The 15079-nt window shown below is 59.5% G+C and carries 15 protein-coding genes; 9 read left to right on the top strand and 6 right to left on the bottom strand.

From position 1 onward, the window contains the following. Window positions 1–139: 139 nt before the first annotated feature. Window positions 140–382, bottom strand: coding sequence for a hypothetical protein (locus LGH74_RS24685; protein ID WP_226180849.1), 243 nt, complete (start codon window positions 380–382; stop codon window positions 140–142). Between the two features lie 134 nt (window positions 383–516). Between LGH74_RS24685 and LGH74_RS24680 the strand changes: the two genes are divergently transcribed. Further along, on the top strand, window positions 517–1863 hold the full coding sequence (locus tag LGH74_RS24680; RefSeq protein WP_226180847.1) for a YfcC family protein: 1347 nt from the start codon (window positions 517–519) through the stop codon (window positions 1861–1863). Window positions 1864–2080: 217 nt separating this feature from the next. On the opposite strand, the gene LGH74_RS24675 is transcribed toward LGH74_RS24680, so the two are convergent. Together LGH74_RS24675 and LGH74_RS24670 are read right to left on the bottom strand one after the other, a co-directional pair. After that, window positions 2081–2482 (bottom strand): DUF6960 family protein, encoded by a 402-nt coding sequence (locus LGH74_RS24675; protein WP_226180845.1) that lies wholly within the window; start codon window positions 2480–2482, stop codon window positions 2081–2083. A 120-nt stretch (window positions 2483–2602) separates the two neighbouring features. After that, window positions 2603–3331: a hypothetical protein gene (locus LGH74_RS24670; protein ID WP_226180843.1), complete on the bottom strand. Its 729-nt coding sequence runs from the start codon at window positions 3329–3331 to the stop codon at window positions 2603–2605. Between the two features lie 172 nt (window positions 3332–3503). On the opposite strand from LGH74_RS24670, the gene LGH74_RS24665 reads away from it, so the two are divergent. After that, on the top strand, window positions 3504–5318 hold the full coding sequence (locus tag LGH74_RS24665; protein ID WP_226180841.1) for an alpha-amylase family glycosyl hydrolase: 1815 nt from the start codon (window positions 3504–3506) through the stop codon (window positions 5316–5318). 71 nt (window positions 5319–5389) lie between these two features. On the opposite strand, the gene LGH74_RS24660 is transcribed toward LGH74_RS24665, so the two are convergent. Beyond that, on the bottom strand, window positions 5390–5794 hold the full coding sequence (locus LGH74_RS24660; protein WP_226180839.1) for a hypothetical protein: 405 nt from the start codon (window positions 5792–5794) through the stop codon (window positions 5390–5392). Window positions 5795–5969: 175 nt separating this feature from the next. Between LGH74_RS24660 and LGH74_RS24655 the strand changes: the two genes are divergently transcribed. From LGH74_RS24655 to trpS, 7 genes are all read left to right on the top strand, one after another. Then, a complete protein-coding gene (locus LGH74_RS24655; RefSeq protein ID WP_226180837.1) occupies window positions 5970–7814 on the top strand; it encodes a glycosyltransferase in 1845 nt (614 codons plus the stop codon). Window positions 7815–8016: 202 nt separating this feature from the next. Further along, complete coding sequence (locus LGH74_RS24650) at window positions 8017–8790, top strand: DUF4198 domain-containing protein (RefSeq protein WP_348533011.1); 774 nt, start codon at window positions 8017–8019, stop codon at window positions 8788–8790. 99 nt (window positions 8791–8889) lie between these two features. Next, window positions 8890–9264, top strand: a complete 375-nt coding sequence (locus LGH74_RS24645) for an STAS domain-containing protein (RefSeq protein ID WP_045687338.1) — start codon at window positions 8890–8892, stop codon at window positions 9262–9264. 133 nt (window positions 9265–9397) lie between these two features. After that, a complete protein-coding gene (locus LGH74_RS24640; RefSeq protein ID WP_226180833.1) occupies window positions 9398–10315 on the top strand; it encodes a ribonuclease Z in 918 nt (305 codons plus the stop codon). Between the two features lie 31 nt (window positions 10316–10346). Continuing rightward, window positions 10347–10670 (top strand): hypothetical protein, encoded by a 324-nt coding sequence (locus tag LGH74_RS24635; protein WP_226180830.1) that lies wholly within the window; start codon window positions 10347–10349, stop codon window positions 10668–10670. A 46-nt stretch (window positions 10671–10716) separates the two neighbouring features. After that, window positions 10717–11469 (top strand): queuosine precursor transporter, encoded by a 753-nt coding sequence (locus tag LGH74_RS24630; RefSeq protein ID WP_226180855.1) that lies wholly within the window; start codon window positions 10717–10719, stop codon window positions 11467–11469. Window positions 11470–11565: 96 nt separating this feature from the next. Beyond that, the gene (trpS, locus tag LGH74_RS24625) at window positions 11566–12543 is read left to right on the top strand and encodes a tryptophan--tRNA ligase (RefSeq protein WP_226180828.1); all 978 of its coding nucleotides are present in this window, start codon (window positions 11566–11568) and stop codon (window positions 12541–12543) included. A 289-nt stretch (window positions 12544–12832) separates the two neighbouring features. On the opposite strand, the gene LGH74_RS24620 is transcribed toward trpS, so the two are convergent. Both LGH74_RS24620 and LGH74_RS24615 read right to left on the bottom strand, forming a co-directional pair. Then, window positions 12833–13681, bottom strand: coding sequence for a hypothetical protein (locus LGH74_RS24620; protein WP_226180826.1), 849 nt, complete (start codon window positions 13679–13681; stop codon window positions 12833–12835). Window positions 13682–13843: 162 nt separating this feature from the next. Next, the gene (locus tag LGH74_RS24615) at window positions 13844–15016 is read right to left on the bottom strand and encodes a CaiB/BaiF CoA transferase family protein (RefSeq protein ID WP_226180824.1); all 1173 of its coding nucleotides are present in this window, start codon (window positions 15014–15016) and stop codon (window positions 13844–13846) included. Window positions 15017–15079 lie beyond the last annotated feature (63 nt).

The following is a 15079-nucleotide window of genomic DNA, read 5'->3' as shown; positions in this document are numbered from 1 at the left end:
AAGGGCCGCCATATATTACCTCGGGCTTCTACCTGGCCAGGTAGAAGCCCGAGGTAATATATGGCGGCCCTTCTACCAGCAACGGGCTACGCTCTCACCTTAAATGGAGCACCTGTTATCATTCGCTCACTAGTGGTCGTCACACTTCCGGCAGCCGAATATTTTCCAGATATGGCGTCAACCCTTGCGGGTGCTGAAAGAGGTGAATGAACAGAATGTGCTCTTCGCCCCGGCTGCGCCAGATTTCGGCGTAAAAGTCGCCCAGCGCGTAGAGGCGCAGCTCGAAGCTGTCCTCGGTTCGGTCGGACAGGAAGTGCCCGCACCGACGCAGCACGTCGGCCTGCTGGCCCATGGGCAACTGTTTGAAAGAGACTAAACGCATAAGCGGACCCACAACCACACCGGGCCCGGTGCGGGTTCCGGCCGGGGGCACTGGTTGGGTAAGTTCGGCAGCAGCTGGCGGATTCCTCCTATTTTTCGCGGATTATTGCCGGCTCTCTCACCTTTGCTTCCTTGATGAAGACCTTCCGCTTTCCCCACCCGCTCGTGTTGCTGACCGGGTTTATTCTGCTGGCCATGCTGCTCAGCTACGTGCTGCCAGCCGGCGAATTTGCCCGCCACGCCGATGCCGCCACCGGCCGCGACGTAGTGGTACCCGGCTCCTATCACCCTGTGCCCGCCTCGCCCGTTTCGCTACCGACGGCCATGGTTGCCATTCCGAAAGGCATGGCCGATGCCGCCGGGGTTATCTTCTTCGTGTTCCTGGCCGGCGGCGCTTTCACGGTCGTGGACCAGACTGGGGCGCTGCAGCGGGGCGTCAATTGGCTGCTGAGCAAGCTGCGCGGGCAGGAGGTGCTGGTTATCCCGATTATTTCGCTCCTGTTTGCCACGATGGGCGTTTTGGAGAACATGCAGGAGGAAATTATTCCGCTGATACCAGTGCTACTGGTGCTAATGCGCCGCCTGGGCTACCCCGTTATTACGGCGGCCGCCGTCAGCATCGGGGCCGCTGCCGTGGGCGCCTCCTTCAGCCCCATGAACCCGTTTCAGGTGGGTATTGCCCAGAAGCTGGCCCAGCTGCCGCTGCTCTCGGGCGCGGGATTCCGGCTGGCTTTTCTGGCCCTGGCCCTCGTTATCTGGATTGGCGGCACAATGCGCTACGCGGCCCGCAACCGGGTGGTGCCCGAGCTGCTGGCCGAGGAGCAAACCGATACGTCGGGCGCGGGCCGGCACGGCCTGGTACTGCTGCTCCTGCTGCTCACCTTCACCGTTTTCGTCTACGGGGTCCTGAATCTGGGCTGGGAGTTTGAGCAGATGGCAGCCCTCTTCTTCGTCTTTGGCGTGCTGGCCGGCCTCGTTGGCGGCCTGGGTTTCAACGGCACCGCCGAGGCCTTCATTACCGGCTTCCGCGACCTGGCCTTTTCGGGCCTGCTCATCGGTTTTGCCCGCGCCATTTTCGTGGTGCTCGAGCAGGGCCACATCGTCGATACTATCGTCAATGGCATGTCGGCCCCGCTGGCCCAACTGCCCGTCACGCTCTCAGCTCTGGGTATGATTGGCGTGCACACGGCCCTGCACCTGCCCGTACCCAGCGTGAGCGGCCAGGCCGTGCTTACCATGCCCATCCTCACGCCCCTCTCCGATTTGCTGGGCCTGCCGCGCCAAGTCATGGTGCTGGCCTTCCAGTACGGCGCGGGCCTGTGCGAGCTTATCACGCCCACCAACGGGGCCCTGGTAGCCATTGTAGCCGCCTGCGGCGTACGGTTCGATGCCTGGTGGAAATTCGTGCTGCCGCTCTATCTAGCCCTGCTAGCCCTGGCTGTGGCGGCGGTAGTCGTTGGTATAGCTATTGGGCTAAATTAATGTGCGAATGTATTGGAATGTGGGTAATGTGCTAAATGTCGTTCCGTGTCCTTGCGAAGCGTAAGCCGAAGCCATCCGTGCTCTGCGCAGTACGACTCGTCCTTTTACCGGAAAGCCCTTTCCTGCTCACGTGGGAAAGGGCTTTCACTTTAGAAGGCTCGGCACATTTCAGCGGACAGATTGCCACAGTTGCGCCTCGCAAGGACACGTTTTTTCCTCAGGCCAGCCGCAATTCCTCAGCTTCGAAAATTCGCTTTATTTTCCGCTTCTTCTCCACCAGCTGAAACCGGGCGCGGTGCTGGGCCTCATCCCAGTACACGTCGGAAATAAGGCCGTGGTGGGCGGGACGGCCGGGCTCGGGCGCAGTTTCTTCCACCAGGTCGCCGAAGCTGAACGGAGGCTTGTCGGTGAGTTCCGTAAACAGCTCCCCGCTGACTTTAAACTGCTGCTCGTCGTAGCGCAGCAGGATCCAGTCTTCGGTTTCGTCGATTTTTTCGAACAGTTTGCCCATCGGTTCCAACCACTCAAAGGTGCGCCGGTTGGCGGGATGAATGTAGCGGAAGCCATAGTCGGGCGTCCAAGGATACAGGCCGTAGACAACGGGTTTAGGGCGAGCCATGTAAGCAGAGTTAGGGAGAAAAAGCACCAGCGCGGCGCTTCGTGAAAGGCAGCTGCCGCCGGGGCAGCCATACCTGGTAGCAACAACAAAACTCCGCTAATTATTCCCGTCAATCAATTATCAATAGCTGAAAAAACGCCCGTTCAGGCTATTCCCCCGCCTTTTCGGTATTTTTTTTTCCTCGCCTGATTGCCGCTGCCGGAAGTGCGCCACTAGCTGGTCGCGGTAGGCGGGGCCGTTGTGCAGGCGGGCAAAGGAAATAAGCTCCTGCTGGCCATTGGTGTGGTGCACCAGCACGTCGGCCGCGCCGCGGGCCTCCACCCGGTCTACGTCGGCCCACCGGTACTGAAATGCCCGGCTGAGCAGCCCTACCCGGCCACCAAAGCCCTCGGCGTGCAAATGCAGGTGGCGGCGCTGGTTGATGCGGTACAGATTGAAGGCCAGAACCACAAAAACCAAGGCCAGCCCGAAATAGAGGTAGGGCAGCACGTGAAACGTATGCACGCCCCGGGCCACATCGGCCTCGTGGTGGCGGTGCAAAATGTGGTAGCCTTCCAAAGCCAGAATGCCGGCCGCGGCCAGCTCCAGCCACGCCACCCGCTCCTGGTGATGCGCGTGCCGCCTGAGTTGCCGCAGCTCCCGCACCAGCAGAATCAGGTAGGCCGCGCCCACCACGAACTCCAGCACCGTTACGGCCGTCAGCTTTTCCGCGCCCGTTATGGCTCCCAGGGCCGTGGTGAGCAACACCAGGGCCGGCACGATGTGCGACAGGGCTTTGCCGCGCTGCCGGCGGGCGTGACGGTGGTCGTAGAGCGTAATTCGTTCCGGGGTGGTAGCTGGCGCGTTCATGAGGGCCAAGCACGGTATTTTTTGCCGGCTCCACAACGGTTGCGTACTGCCAGAAAGAGCCTTTCCCGTTCAGATTCAGCTGGTTTGTGGCCGCCGCATAACCTGAGCAGTACATAATGAGTTAGAAGCCCATAGCGGCCAGCTGTTTAGGCCGCGCTTCTTACTGCTTCTAATGCCCCAAACTGACCTAACCTCCGCACCCACGCTGCAAAGCGGCATGGGCGCCCTGCCACATACCAACGGCACCACTTTCCGCGTGTGGGCCCCCAATGCTGATGCCGTGGCCGTCGTCGGCCCGTTCAACGACTGGAACCCCGCCGCCCACCCGCTCACCCACGAAGCCGACGGCTACTGGGCCGCCGATATTGCCGACCTTGAGTCCGGCACCGAATACAAGTTCTGGCTGCGCAACGGCGACCAGGAGCTGACCCGCAACGACCCCTACGCCCGTGAAGTCACGCACTCGGCCGGCAATTCGGTAGTGCCCCGCCACGATTTCGACTGGGCCGACGACCAGTTTCAGATGCCGGCCTGGAACGAGCTGGTAATTTACGAGCTGCACGTGGGCACCTTTAACGCGCCCGACCCCGAGCGGCCCGGCACGTTTCTCGACGTGGCCGAAAAGCTGGACTACCTGCGCGAGTTGGGCATCAATGCTATTGAAATCATGCCGCCCACCGAGTTTCCCGGGGGCCGCAGCTGGGGCTACAACCCCGCTCATCCGTTTGCCCTCGAAACCGACTACGGCGGCCCCCAGGCCTTCAAGGAACTTGTAAAGCAGGCCCACAGCCACGGTATTGCCGTTATTCTCGACGTGGTGTACAACCACTTCGGCCCCGGCGACCTGGACCTCTGGCAGTTCGACGGCTGGAGCGAAAATGACGGTGGCGGCATTTACTTCTACAACGACTGGCGCGCCGAAACACCCTGGGGCCACAACCGCCCCGACTATGGCCGCGACGAAGTGCGCCACTACATCCGCGACAATGCCCTGATGTGGCTCGAAGACTACCGCGTGGATGGCCTGCGCTGCGACTCCATCTCCCACATCCGCAACGTGGACGGCTCCAGCGACCCTTCCCGCGACCTGCCCGAAGGCTGGAGCCTGATGAAGTGGATTAATGAGGAAATTCAGGAAAAAATGCCCTGGAAAATCACCATTGCCGAAGACCTCCAGGGTAACCCTTACATTACCCGCGCCGCCGAGCACGACGGCCAGGGCTTTGCTGCGCAGTGGGATGCCGCTTTCGTCAACATCATCCGCGACGCGCTGACCGCGCCCCACGACGCGGACCGCCACCTGCCGGCCGTGGCCGAAATTCTGGCCCAGACCTACAACGGCAACGCCTTTGAGCGCATCATCTACACTGAGTCGCACGATGAGGTGGCCAACGGTAAGTCGCGGGTGACGGAGGAAATCATGCCCGGCGACGCGCACAGCTGGTTTCCGAAGAAGCGTGCCACGCTCGGGGCAGCGCTGGTCTTTACCGCGCCCGGCATTCCGATGATGTTTCAGGGCCAGGAAATGCTGGCCGACGGCTACTTCTCCGATGATCTTCCCCTAGAGTGGGAACACGCCGAGCAGCACCGGGGCCTGGTCAATCTGTACCGGGATTTGATTGCCCTGCGCCGCAACCTGCACGGCCACACGCGCGGCCTGCTGGGTCAGCACACCGAAATTCTGCACATCAACGACGTGGATAAGATTATTGCCTTTCGCCGCTGGGACCAGGGCGGGGCCGGCGACGAAACCATCATTCTGGCCAACTTCGCCGACCAGACCCACGCTGCCTACACCATTGGGCTACCGGCCGGTGGCCACTGGCGCGTGCGCTTCAACAGCGACTGGGAAGGCTACGATGAGGAGTTCGGCAACTTCGAAAGCGTGGATACCCAGGCCGAAGATGGTGACTACGACGCGCAGCCGTTTCATGCCGCCTTTGGGCTGGCGCCGTATTCGGTGCTCATCATTTCACAGGAAGCCTAGGCTGAGCATTAACCCATTGAAAAAGCCCGCCCCATATAAACAGGGCGGGCTTTTTTATGGCGGGCTTTCGGCTACAAGCTCGAAACCTGCGTCAATTCTACTTCCGGATTAGCCGTGTAGCCCGGCGGCAGCGGCCCTACCGACAACCACTCAGCAGGAGTTTTCCAGGGAGTTTCCTGCAGGACGTCGCTCATGACAAACCAATAGGCCTTGAAGTGGTGGCCAGGGCGGTACACCAGCGTATCGGTCAGGCTGAAAGTTTTATACTGGGTAAAGTACCGGGGGCCCGCGCCCGGCAACGAGTCCAGCGGTACTTGCTCAATTATCCAGCGGAGGCGCGGGTTGCGCTGTTGCGCGTCCACGGTGCGCTGGTAGGCCACTACTTTAAACTCCAGCTGCGGGAGTTTAGGCTCCTCGTTGCTGCAAAACGACATGAAATTGAGCAGGATAGTCAGAAAAGCAACGAGTAGTTTCATAGCTCATGGATGCATAACGATTCTTCTGCTAAGATACTGGATGTAAGCCGATAGTTGCAGTCAGCGGGGCCGGCACCGGCTGTCGGCCGCCTGATTGGCCGTTGCAGCGGCCTTTTCCTGCTAGGAATTCAGGTTAGCCGGCATATCTTGCCAATCCACGCCCAAAACCCGCCGTATGCAAGCACCGCTGCCCACCCCCGAAGCTATTTCGCCCGATGCCCTGCTTGTCGAAGTTGCCTGGGAAGTCTGTAACCAGGTTGGGGGCATTTACACTGTCATTCGCTCGAAGGTGCCAGCCACAGTGCTCGGCTGGGACGACCGGTACTGCCTGCTCGGCCCCTACTTTGCCCAGCAGGCCCAGAGTGAGTTTGAGCCCCTGGAAGACTATGCCTTCGACCAGTTGCCCGCCGACGACCCGTTTGCCTCGGCCGTGCGCCAGATGCGCGCCCAGGGTTTCGAGGTGCACTACGGCCACTGGCTCGTCACGGGCAAGCCCCGCGTGGTGCTCATCAACCCCTACCAGGCCTACGACCGGCTCGGCCAGATCAAGGCCGACCTCTGGCACCACCACGGCATCCCGACGCCCGACAACGACGATTTGCTGCACCAGGTAGAGGCTTTTGGCCACCAGGCCAAGCACTTTCTGCAGCTGCTGGCCGGGGCCGTAGTGCCGCCCCACCGCGTTATTGCCCACTTCCACGAGTGGATGACCGGCGTGGCCATTCCCGAGTTGCGGCGTGAGCAGGTACCGGTGCACATCGTGTTTACCACCCACGCCACGCTGCTAGGCCGCTACCTGGCCATGAACGACCCCAATTTCTACGACCACCTGATGCAGGTGAACTGGGCGGCTGAGGCGGTACATTTCAACATCGAAACAGCCGTGCGCATCGAGCGGGCCGCCGCCCACGGCAGCCACGTTTTCACCACCGTGAGCGAGCTGACGGTGCGCGAGTGCATCTACCTGCTCGACCGAATTCCGGATGCGGTGCTGCCCAACGGCCTGAACATCGAGCGGTTTGTGGCTCTGCACGAGTTTCAGAATCTGCACCAGCTCTACAAGTCCAAGATTCACGAGTTTGTAATGGCGCACTTCTTCCAGAGCTACTCCTTTGATCTGGATGAAACGCTGTACCTCTTCACTTCGGGCCGCTACGAATACCATAATAAAGGATTCGATCTGACCCTGGAAGCCCTGGCCCGCCTCAACTACCGCCTCCAGCAAAGCGGCCTGCAGGGCCAGGTGGTCATGTTTTTCATCACCAAGCGGCCGTTCCACAGTATCAATCCGCAGGTGCTGCAAAGCCGGGCCATTCTGGATGAGGTGCAGGAAACCTGCGAAGCCATCGAGCGGCAGGTGGGCGAGCGGCTCTTCTACGCCGCCGCCGCCAGCACCGACCACCGCCTGCCCGACCTCGACGCCCTGGTAGACGACTATTGGAAGCTGCGCTACCGCCGCACGCTACAAAGCTGGAAAACCAACACTCTGCCGCCCGTTATTACCCACAACCTGGTGGATGACGCCGGCGACGATATCCTGAACTTTTTGCGCCGCTCCAACTTGGTGAACAACCAGCACGACCGGGTCAAAATCGTGTATCACCCCGATTTCGTGTCGCCCACCTCGCCCCTGTTCGGTATGGAGTACGGCCAGTTTGTGCGGGGCTGCCACCTGGGCATTTTCCCAAGCTACTACGAGCCCTGGGGCTACACCCCGCTCGAATGCGTGGCCCGCGGCGTACCGGCCATTACCTCCGACTTGTCGGGCTTTGGCGACTATGTGATGGAAACCGTGCCCGACCACGAAGCCAAGGGCATTTACGTGGTGAAGCGCCAGGAAAAAACGTTCGACGAGTCGGCCGAGGAACTGACCGAAATGCTGTGGAACTTCGTGCAGCTCAACCGTCGGGAGCGAATCATGCAGCGCAACAACGTGGAAAGCTCGGCGGAGCTCTACGACTGGAAAAACCTGCGCGTGCACTACGATCGGGCCTACACGCTGGCCCTGGAGAGGCAGTAATTTAAGTCAACTTATACGGAATTATGGCTCCGTATTAATTGCGAAAGCCGGATTCTGAATCATCAGAATCCGGCTTTATTGCTTGCGGCAAACGAAGTTCATGGCTTCTTAATTTTCAATTGCACAAATTAGTCGGGTGCTTTACCATTTCAGAATTTTAAAATGTGCGCTTTGCCTTTCACCGCTGCTGGCTGCAACGGCCGTGGCGCACGAATTCTGGTTGCTACCGCCCCGTTTTTTTGTAACGGCCGGCGACAAAATAAACCTCCACGTATTTGTGGGCGGTAGTTTCACCGGTAGCCGCTGGTCTGGCAAAAGCACGCGGCTCACCAGCTTTGTACACTACGCCCCCCACGACACTACCGACCTAACAACACTTGCTACCCGGGCCGATACGCTCAATACCAGCGTCGAATTGCGGCAGCCTGGCGTGCATCTGCTGGCATTCAGCACTACCAATGCTTTTGTTGAGCTTGACGGGCCGAAATTTACCGCTTACCTGCAGGAAAACGGCCTGGAGCGCACTATAGCCCAGCGTCAGCAGCGCGGCGAAGCCACTACGCCGGGCCGGGAACTGTACCGGCGCTGCGCCAAAACACTGGTGCAGGCAGGCCCCACTCGCCCCGATACCCTCCGGACCTTTGCCCGGCACACCGCGCAGCCGCTGGAAATAGTACCCGAGCAAAACCCCTACGCCCTCAAGCCCAACGCCTCACTTACCTGCCTGGTGTTGTACAAGGGCCAGCCGCTACCGGCCTCGCTAGTGCAGGTGTGGCAGCGCGCGGCGGGCCAGCCCACGGTAGTCAGTAAATTATACACCAACAAAAACGGACGAGTGCTGTTTCGCTTAAATAGTACCGGCAATTATATGGTTAGCACGGTATATATGGAACCAGCTGCCGACCGAAAAACCGCCGATTGGCAAAGTACATGGGCAACGCTTACCTTCGGAATTGCTGGTAAGGGACTGAAATAATTTCGGTTTTTTCCCTACCTTGAGAGCCCCGCAGGCCTTCCGTACTCGAACATTTTTTTCTTACCTTCGCAACTCTATTAAACTCGAACCACCGACGGCATGAAGTACTCGATTGATAAAAAGGAAACTTACACGATTATCACCATTGACGAGAAGAAGCTCGACACCACAGTAGCTCCGGATCTGAAATCGGAATTCGTGAAGCTGAATGCTGAAGGCATTAACAACCTGATCCTGGATCTGGGCAACGTAAAGTATACCGACTCGTCGGGCCTCAGCTCTATCCTGATTGCCAACCGCCTGTGCAACTCAACCGGCGGCCTGCTGGTGCTCACCGGCCTGCAGGACCACGTTATGAAACTCATCACCATCTCCAAGCTGGAGTCGGTATTGCACATTCTGCCCACCGTGGAAGAAGGCATCGACCGGATTTTCCTGCACGCCATCGAGCGGGATTTGACCAGCAAAGAGTAGTTCGTTTACTAGAAGCTGTGAGCTGTTGGCAGTTAGCTGTTAGTTTTCTAACTAGCGCCTAACTGCCAGCAGCTTTTTCTTTTCTCATCTTTAAAAGCGCGAACGGCCATCCGCTACTAGCTACCAGCTTATTTTGGAGTTTGAGTTGAAAATCCTGGGTAGTGCCTCGGCCACGCCCTTTCTCAATCGGCACCACACGGCGCAGGTGCTCACGGTGGGCAACCAGTCGTACCTGATTGACTGCGGCGAAGGTACCCAGCGCCGCCTGGTGGAGTATAAAGTGCGGCACCAGCGCCTGCACACCATCTTCATCTCCCACCTCCACGGCGACCATTTCTTCGGGCTGTTCGGGCTGCTGAGTACCATGCACCTGCAGGGCCGCACCGAGCCCGTGCAGCTGTTCGGCCCCGCCGGCCTCGATGAGATTCTGACCACCCAGTTTCGCTATTCCCACACCCAGCTCTCGTTCGATCTGCAGTTTACCGCCGTCGACCCCGAGCAGCACGCGCTGGTGTTTGAGGACCGCTACCTGACGGTGCACACGCTGCCCATGCGCCACCGCATTCCGTGCTGCGGCTACCTGTTCCGCGAGAAGCCCAAGCGCCGCCACCTCGACAAAGCCCGCCTGCCCGAGGGCCTCACCCCCGCGCAGCTCAGTCGCCTGGCCCAGGGCGAAGATGTGGTGGACGAAGCCGGTGCCACACTGGTTGCCAACGAGCAGGTAACTACCGCGCCCAACCACTCACGCAGCTACGCCTTCTGCTCCGACACGCTCTATACCGAAAGCCTGGCCGAGCTGGTGCAGGGCGTAGACTTGCTCTACCACGAGGCTACCTTTCTGGATGATATGCGCGACCGAGCCGCCGTTACGCACCACTCCACGGCCCGACAGGCAGCGCTGCTGGCCAAAAAAGCGCAGGCCCGGCAGTTGCTCATCGGGCATTTCTCCTCCCGCTACCGCGACCTTGAGCCGCTGCTCCACGAAGCCCAAGCCGTATTCGGGCCGGTGAAATTGGCCACGGAAGGCACCACGGTGAGCATTCCGGAGTAAGATCAAGAGGCAGCACAGATAGCAAAGGTGTATGCGCAGTAAGTGGAAGTTTTACATCACCGTTCTGGCAACGGTACTTCTTGCTGGTCTGGCAGAAAGTGTTTTCAATGCTCTCACTTATAACGACCAGCGCTATTGCTACCTCAAGGCGCAGCTTCCCAAAAACCGAGAACTCGCAGCCATTTGCGGGCCTAATGCTTCCATATCAGCCTTGCCTTCCCACAGTATTTATCTGGACTCTGCTATTTATAACACCAATGCCAATGGCCCCTGGGGCGAAGCATATGTGAAAGCCACATTCATCCGGCACGGACAAAGCTGGGTATTGAAATCCACTATAATTTCTCATCGTTGATTCGACTTGACACTTTACTGCCCACTTGCGGTATTGCCAAAACCTTATCTGCTTGAAAACCTTCGCCCACAAGAAAACGCAGCTCTACCTAGTGCTGAGCGGTATTTTTATCGTCAATGCGCTGCTGGCGGAAATTATTGGCGTCAAGATATTTTCCCTGGAGCCCCTCATCGGCCGGCCTGATAATTTGACGGCCGGCGTGCTGATCTGGCCCGTGGTGTTTGTCACGACCGACATTATCAACGAGTACTTCGGCAAGGAAGGCGTGCTGCGCGTGAGCTACCTCACGGCCGGGCTCATCCTGTTTGCCTTCCTGGTCATTTATGCCACCACCAAGCTGCCGCCGGCTGCTTTCTGGCTCGATGTAAACAGCAAAGACCCGCAGGGCCGGGCCATCAACATCGACTTTGCCTACCAGATGATTTTCCGGCAGGGCCTGGGTATCATTGCCGGCTCGCTCACGGCGTTTGGTATCGGGCAGGTGCTCGATGCCACCGTATTTCAGGCGCTGCGCCGGGCTACCAAGGGCCGCTACGTGTGGCTGCGCGCCACGGGCTCCACGCTCGTTTCCCAGCTCGTCGACAGCTTTGTGGTGCTGTACGTGGCCTTCTACGTGTTCGGCAACTGGAGCTTCGAGCAGGTGCTGAGCGTGGCCAATACCAACTACTGGTATAAATTCGCGGCAGCTATTCTGCTCACCCCCGTGCTCTACCTGGCCCACTTCCTCATCGACCGGTACCTGGGCGCGGAGGAAACCACCGAGCTGCAACAGGAAGCCGCAGCCGATGTGAGCGTATAGAACTGGTTTTTGGTTTTTGGATATTCGCTTTTGGCCGTTTGGCCACCAGGATTAATCAGAAGCCAAAAACCACAACCGAACACCCAAAAACCAATTATGTCCCGCATCCTCACCGGTATCCAAAGCACTGGCCGGCCCCATTTGGGCAACTTGCTTGGTGCTATTCTGCCCGCTATTGAGCTGTCGAAATCGGCAGCCAACGAGTCCTTATACTTCATTGCCGACCTGCACTCGCTGACCACCGTGCGCGACGCTGAAGTGCTGCGCCAGAACACCTATGCGGTGGCTGCCGCTTGGCTGGCCTGCGGCTTCGATACCGAGAAGAACTTATTTTACCGCCAGTCAGATGTGCCGCAGGTGGCCGAGCTGACCTGGTACCTCTCGTGCTTCACGCCCTTCCCGATGCTGGCCAATGCCCACTCGTTCAAGGATAAGTCGGACCGGCTGTCGGACGTCAACGCGGGCTTGTTCACGTATCCGGTGCTGATGGCGGCCGATATTCTGCTCTACGACGCCGACATCGTGCCCGTGGGCAAAGACCAGGTGCAGCACCTGGAAATTGCCCGCGACATTGCCTCGGCCTTCAACAACCGCTACGGCGAAACCTTCGTGCTGCCCAAGTCGCGCGTGGATGAGCAGGTGATGCTGGTGCCGGGCGTGGATGGTCAGAAAATGAGCAAGAGCTACGGCAATATCATCGACATCTTCCTGCCCGAAAAGGAGCTGCTCAAAGTCATCAAAACTATCATTTCGGACAGCACCCCGCTCGAAGCACCTAAGAACCCGGACACGGACGTGACCTTCAAGCTGTATGCGCTGCTGGCCACGCCGGCCGAAACCGAAGCAATGCGCCAGAACTACCTGGCCGGCGGCTACGGCTACGGCCACGCCAAAAAGGAGCTGTACGAGCTGATTCTGCACCGTTTCGCCACCGAGCGGGAGCAATTCAACTTCTACATGAACAACCTGCCGGAAGTCGATAAGCGCCTCGCCGAAGGCGCCCGAAAAGCCCAGGCCTACGGTAGCCAGGTGCTGAACAACGTGCGCGAGAAAGTAGGCTACCTGCGGCGGTAGAGTTTTAGTGTGCTCAGGTGCTAATGTGCTAATGTGGGCAATGTGCTGAATGTGTCATTGCGAGGAAGAATGATATTCCGCGCCTCAAGCGGCGTCAATCCGTCCTCGACGCAGGTAGTCACATCCTTTTACCACAAAGCCCTCAACCGTACCAACGATTGAGGGCTTTTCACTGAAGGACACTCAGCACATTTCAGAGGACGGATTGCCACGGCTGCGCCTCGCAATGACGGGGTTTAGCACATGAGCACATTTCTCACATTCTCCACATTAACCCACATTTCCCATATTAATAAAGCAGCCCATCCACGGACTGGTGCTGCTGCTCGCTGGAGAAGCTAAAGCCGACTTTGCTGCCGCGGCTGACCTGCTGGTTTTCTACTTTCTGCTTCACCGTAATTTTCTGGATGTCCTGCATAGGCGGGGCAATCAGGTCGTTGTTGACGGCGGCAATCATGGCGCTTTCCACGAACAGGCGCATCATGTCGGGCGTGAGCAGGTTGTCGGCCATGTCGTTGTCGGGTAGCTCCAGCTGCTGCACGCCTTCGAGGTAGTAGTGGTTTTCGATGTTGATCAGCAGGCGGCCCACCAAGTAGCCCGGGTCGTTGAGGCGCTGGTACTTGATGCTGTCGGCCATGAAGTTATAGGCCATGATGTGGCCGAAAAACCGCCGCCGAAAGTCCTCCTCCACGTATTTCGACGCCATCGGGCCGTAGTCTTCGGCGAAGGTGACAATGTTGGAGTGCATCACGAAGATGAGCAGGTCGCCGCTGAACTTGATGTGAAACTCCATGTCGTTTACCGGCCGGTACTCAATCAGCACGTTGGCATCGACGGGCGTAATCTTGCGGCTCAACTCCACCACCAGCTCCTGCGACACGAGCCGGAGCATATCGAAAGCGGCGCGGGTGTTGCGGAAAATGGCCTGCTTGGCAATAGACTTCTGCTGCAGACCCTCGAAAATCTGGTCAAGGCGGTCGGCGGGAGCTTCGGTGGGCGAGCCGGGCGCGGCGGTAGGCAGGTTGTTGGTAGCCGTGGCGCCAGCGGAGGTTTCGGCAGCCGGAGTTACGGGCTGCGCTTGTTCTACCGCCGATTCGGCGGCAGTGGCAATGGCAGATGGCGGGGTTGTATGGGGCATAAGAAGGAGCAGAACGATGAGGTAAAGTGGGCTCAACCGGCGGGCGGTAAAGCCAACAGACACCAGCCCGACGCTCCGGCTGCCTTAGCGGCAACGCCGAAACCAGCCGTTGTCTGCTATAACCTACGCAAATACTAGGTTTGGCAGTTGTGTCCGGGCTTTTTATTCGCTTTGTGCTTCCCAGTCAGCTGAGTGCTGGCCCAGGGGCGGCGGCGCGGCCAGCTGCCCGATCTGAGGCCAGCCGCTGCTGCCGAAAGCCACCGTCCGCAGCCCCGGAAACCCACCTTTGGCAGCCGGCAGCAGCATCTTTTGCCCCGATTCCAGCGTGAGGGCCTCTCCTACCGTGCGCACGGCCCCGGCCGGCACGCCCAGCTTTTCCAGCTGCCCGAGCAGCTCGTCGCTGTCTACTTCGCCAATGCGCTGCCGCAGCAACGTTTCCAGCTCCCGGCGGTGCGCCACGCGGGCTTCGTTAGTTTGAAATCGGGCATCGGCGGCCCATTCCGGCCGTGCCAGCGCGGCGCACAGGTTGCGAAACTGCCGGTCGGCGCCCACGGCCAGCACCAGACTACGCCCATTGCTGGCCGGGTACACCGTGCCGTAGGGTACGATGCTGGGGTGGCCCGAGCCCAGGGGGCGCGGATCGTGGCCGGTTACCAGCCAGGTAGCGGCCTGGTTAGCTAGCGAGGCCAAGGCGCTGTCCAGCAGCGACACTTCTACCAAGGCGCCCTGCCCGGTGCAGGCCCGGCGGTAGAGGGCCGTCAGCACGCCTTCTTTGAGCTGGTGGGCGGCCAGCAGGTCAATCATGGCGACGGGCATTTTCTGCGGCTCCTGCCCGGGCTGGGCGTTCAGGTGCATAAAGCCGGCCTCGGCCTGCAACACGGCGTCGTAGCCGGCCCGCGCTGCCTGGGGGCCGTAACCGGTGAGGTGGGCATAAATCAGCTGCGGATTCTGCTGGCTGAGGGTAGCATAATCTACACCCAGCTTTTCCGCGTCGCCGGGCTTGTAGCTGGCCAGCACCACATCGGCCCGGGCGGCCAGGCGCTGTACCTGCTGCTGGCCGGCATTCGTAGTCAGGTCAACGACGATGGACTGCTTACCCCAGTTGGCGCAGCTGAAATAAGCCGACACATCGGTTTCGGGGGCTTCAGCCGGGGTTTTCCAGGTGCGGGTTACGTCGCCGGCCGGGGCTTCCACTTTGAGTACGGTAGCGCCCAGCTCGGCGAAGAACTGCCCCACCTGCGGCCCGGCCAGCACGCTGGCCAGCTCCAGCACGGTGAGGTCGGCGAAGGGCAGCGGGGCGGTAGAGTCGGGATGAGCAGAACTGGAAAGCGGCATTGGGTGTTGGTTGATGGCTACTGGTTTGAGGGGACATGGCGGTTTGCTGCTTAGCGTAAGAAC

This window comes from Hymenobacter lucidus (assembly GCF_020447265.1).
Taxonomy (GTDB): Bacteria; Bacteroidota; Bacteroidia; order Cytophagales; family Hymenobacteraceae; genus Hymenobacter; species Hymenobacter lucidus.
This window is presented reverse-complemented; position numbering and strand designations above follow the sequence as displayed.

Coding starts and splice junctions, on each gene's coding strand:
- LGH74_RS24685 (WP_226180849.1), bottom strand. CDS start 382: ATGCGTTTAGTCTCTTTCAAACAGTTGCCCATGGGCCAGCAGGCCGAC.
- LGH74_RS24680 (WP_226180847.1), top strand. CDS start 517: ATGAAGACCTTCCGCTTTCCCCACCCGCTCGTGTTGCTGACCGGGTTT.
- LGH74_RS24675 (WP_226180845.1), bottom strand. CDS start 2,482: ATGGCTCGCCCTAAACCCGTTGTCTACGGCCTGTATCCTTGGACGCCC.
- LGH74_RS24670 (WP_226180843.1), bottom strand. CDS start 3,331: ATGAACGCGCCAGCTACCACCCCGGAACGAATTACGCTCTACGACCAC.
- LGH74_RS24665 (WP_226180841.1), top strand. CDS start 3,504: ATGCCCCAAACTGACCTAACCTCCGCACCCACGCTGCAAAGCGGCATG.
- LGH74_RS24660 (WP_226180839.1), bottom strand. CDS start 5,794: ATGAAACTACTCGTTGCTTTTCTGACTATCCTGCTCAATTTCATGTCG.
- LGH74_RS24655 (WP_226180837.1), top strand. CDS start 5,970: ATGCAAGCACCGCTGCCCACCCCCGAAGCTATTTCGCCCGATGCCCTG.
- LGH74_RS24645 (WP_045687338.1), top strand. CDS start 8,890: ATGAAGTACTCGATTGATAAAAAGGAAACTTACACGATTATCACCATT.
- LGH74_RS24635 (WP_226180830.1), top strand. CDS start 10,347: ATGCGCAGTAAGTGGAAGTTTTACATCACCGTTCTGGCAACGGTACTT.
- trpS (WP_226180828.1), top strand. CDS start 11,566: ATGTCCCGCATCCTCACCGGTATCCAAAGCACTGGCCGGCCCCATTTG.
- LGH74_RS24620 (WP_226180826.1), bottom strand. CDS start 13,681: ATGCCCCATACAACCCCGCCATCTGCCATTGCCACTGCCGCCGAATCG.
- LGH74_RS24615 (WP_226180824.1), bottom strand. CDS start 15,016: ATGCCGCTTTCCAGTTCTGCTCATCCCGACTCTACCGCCCCGCTGCCC.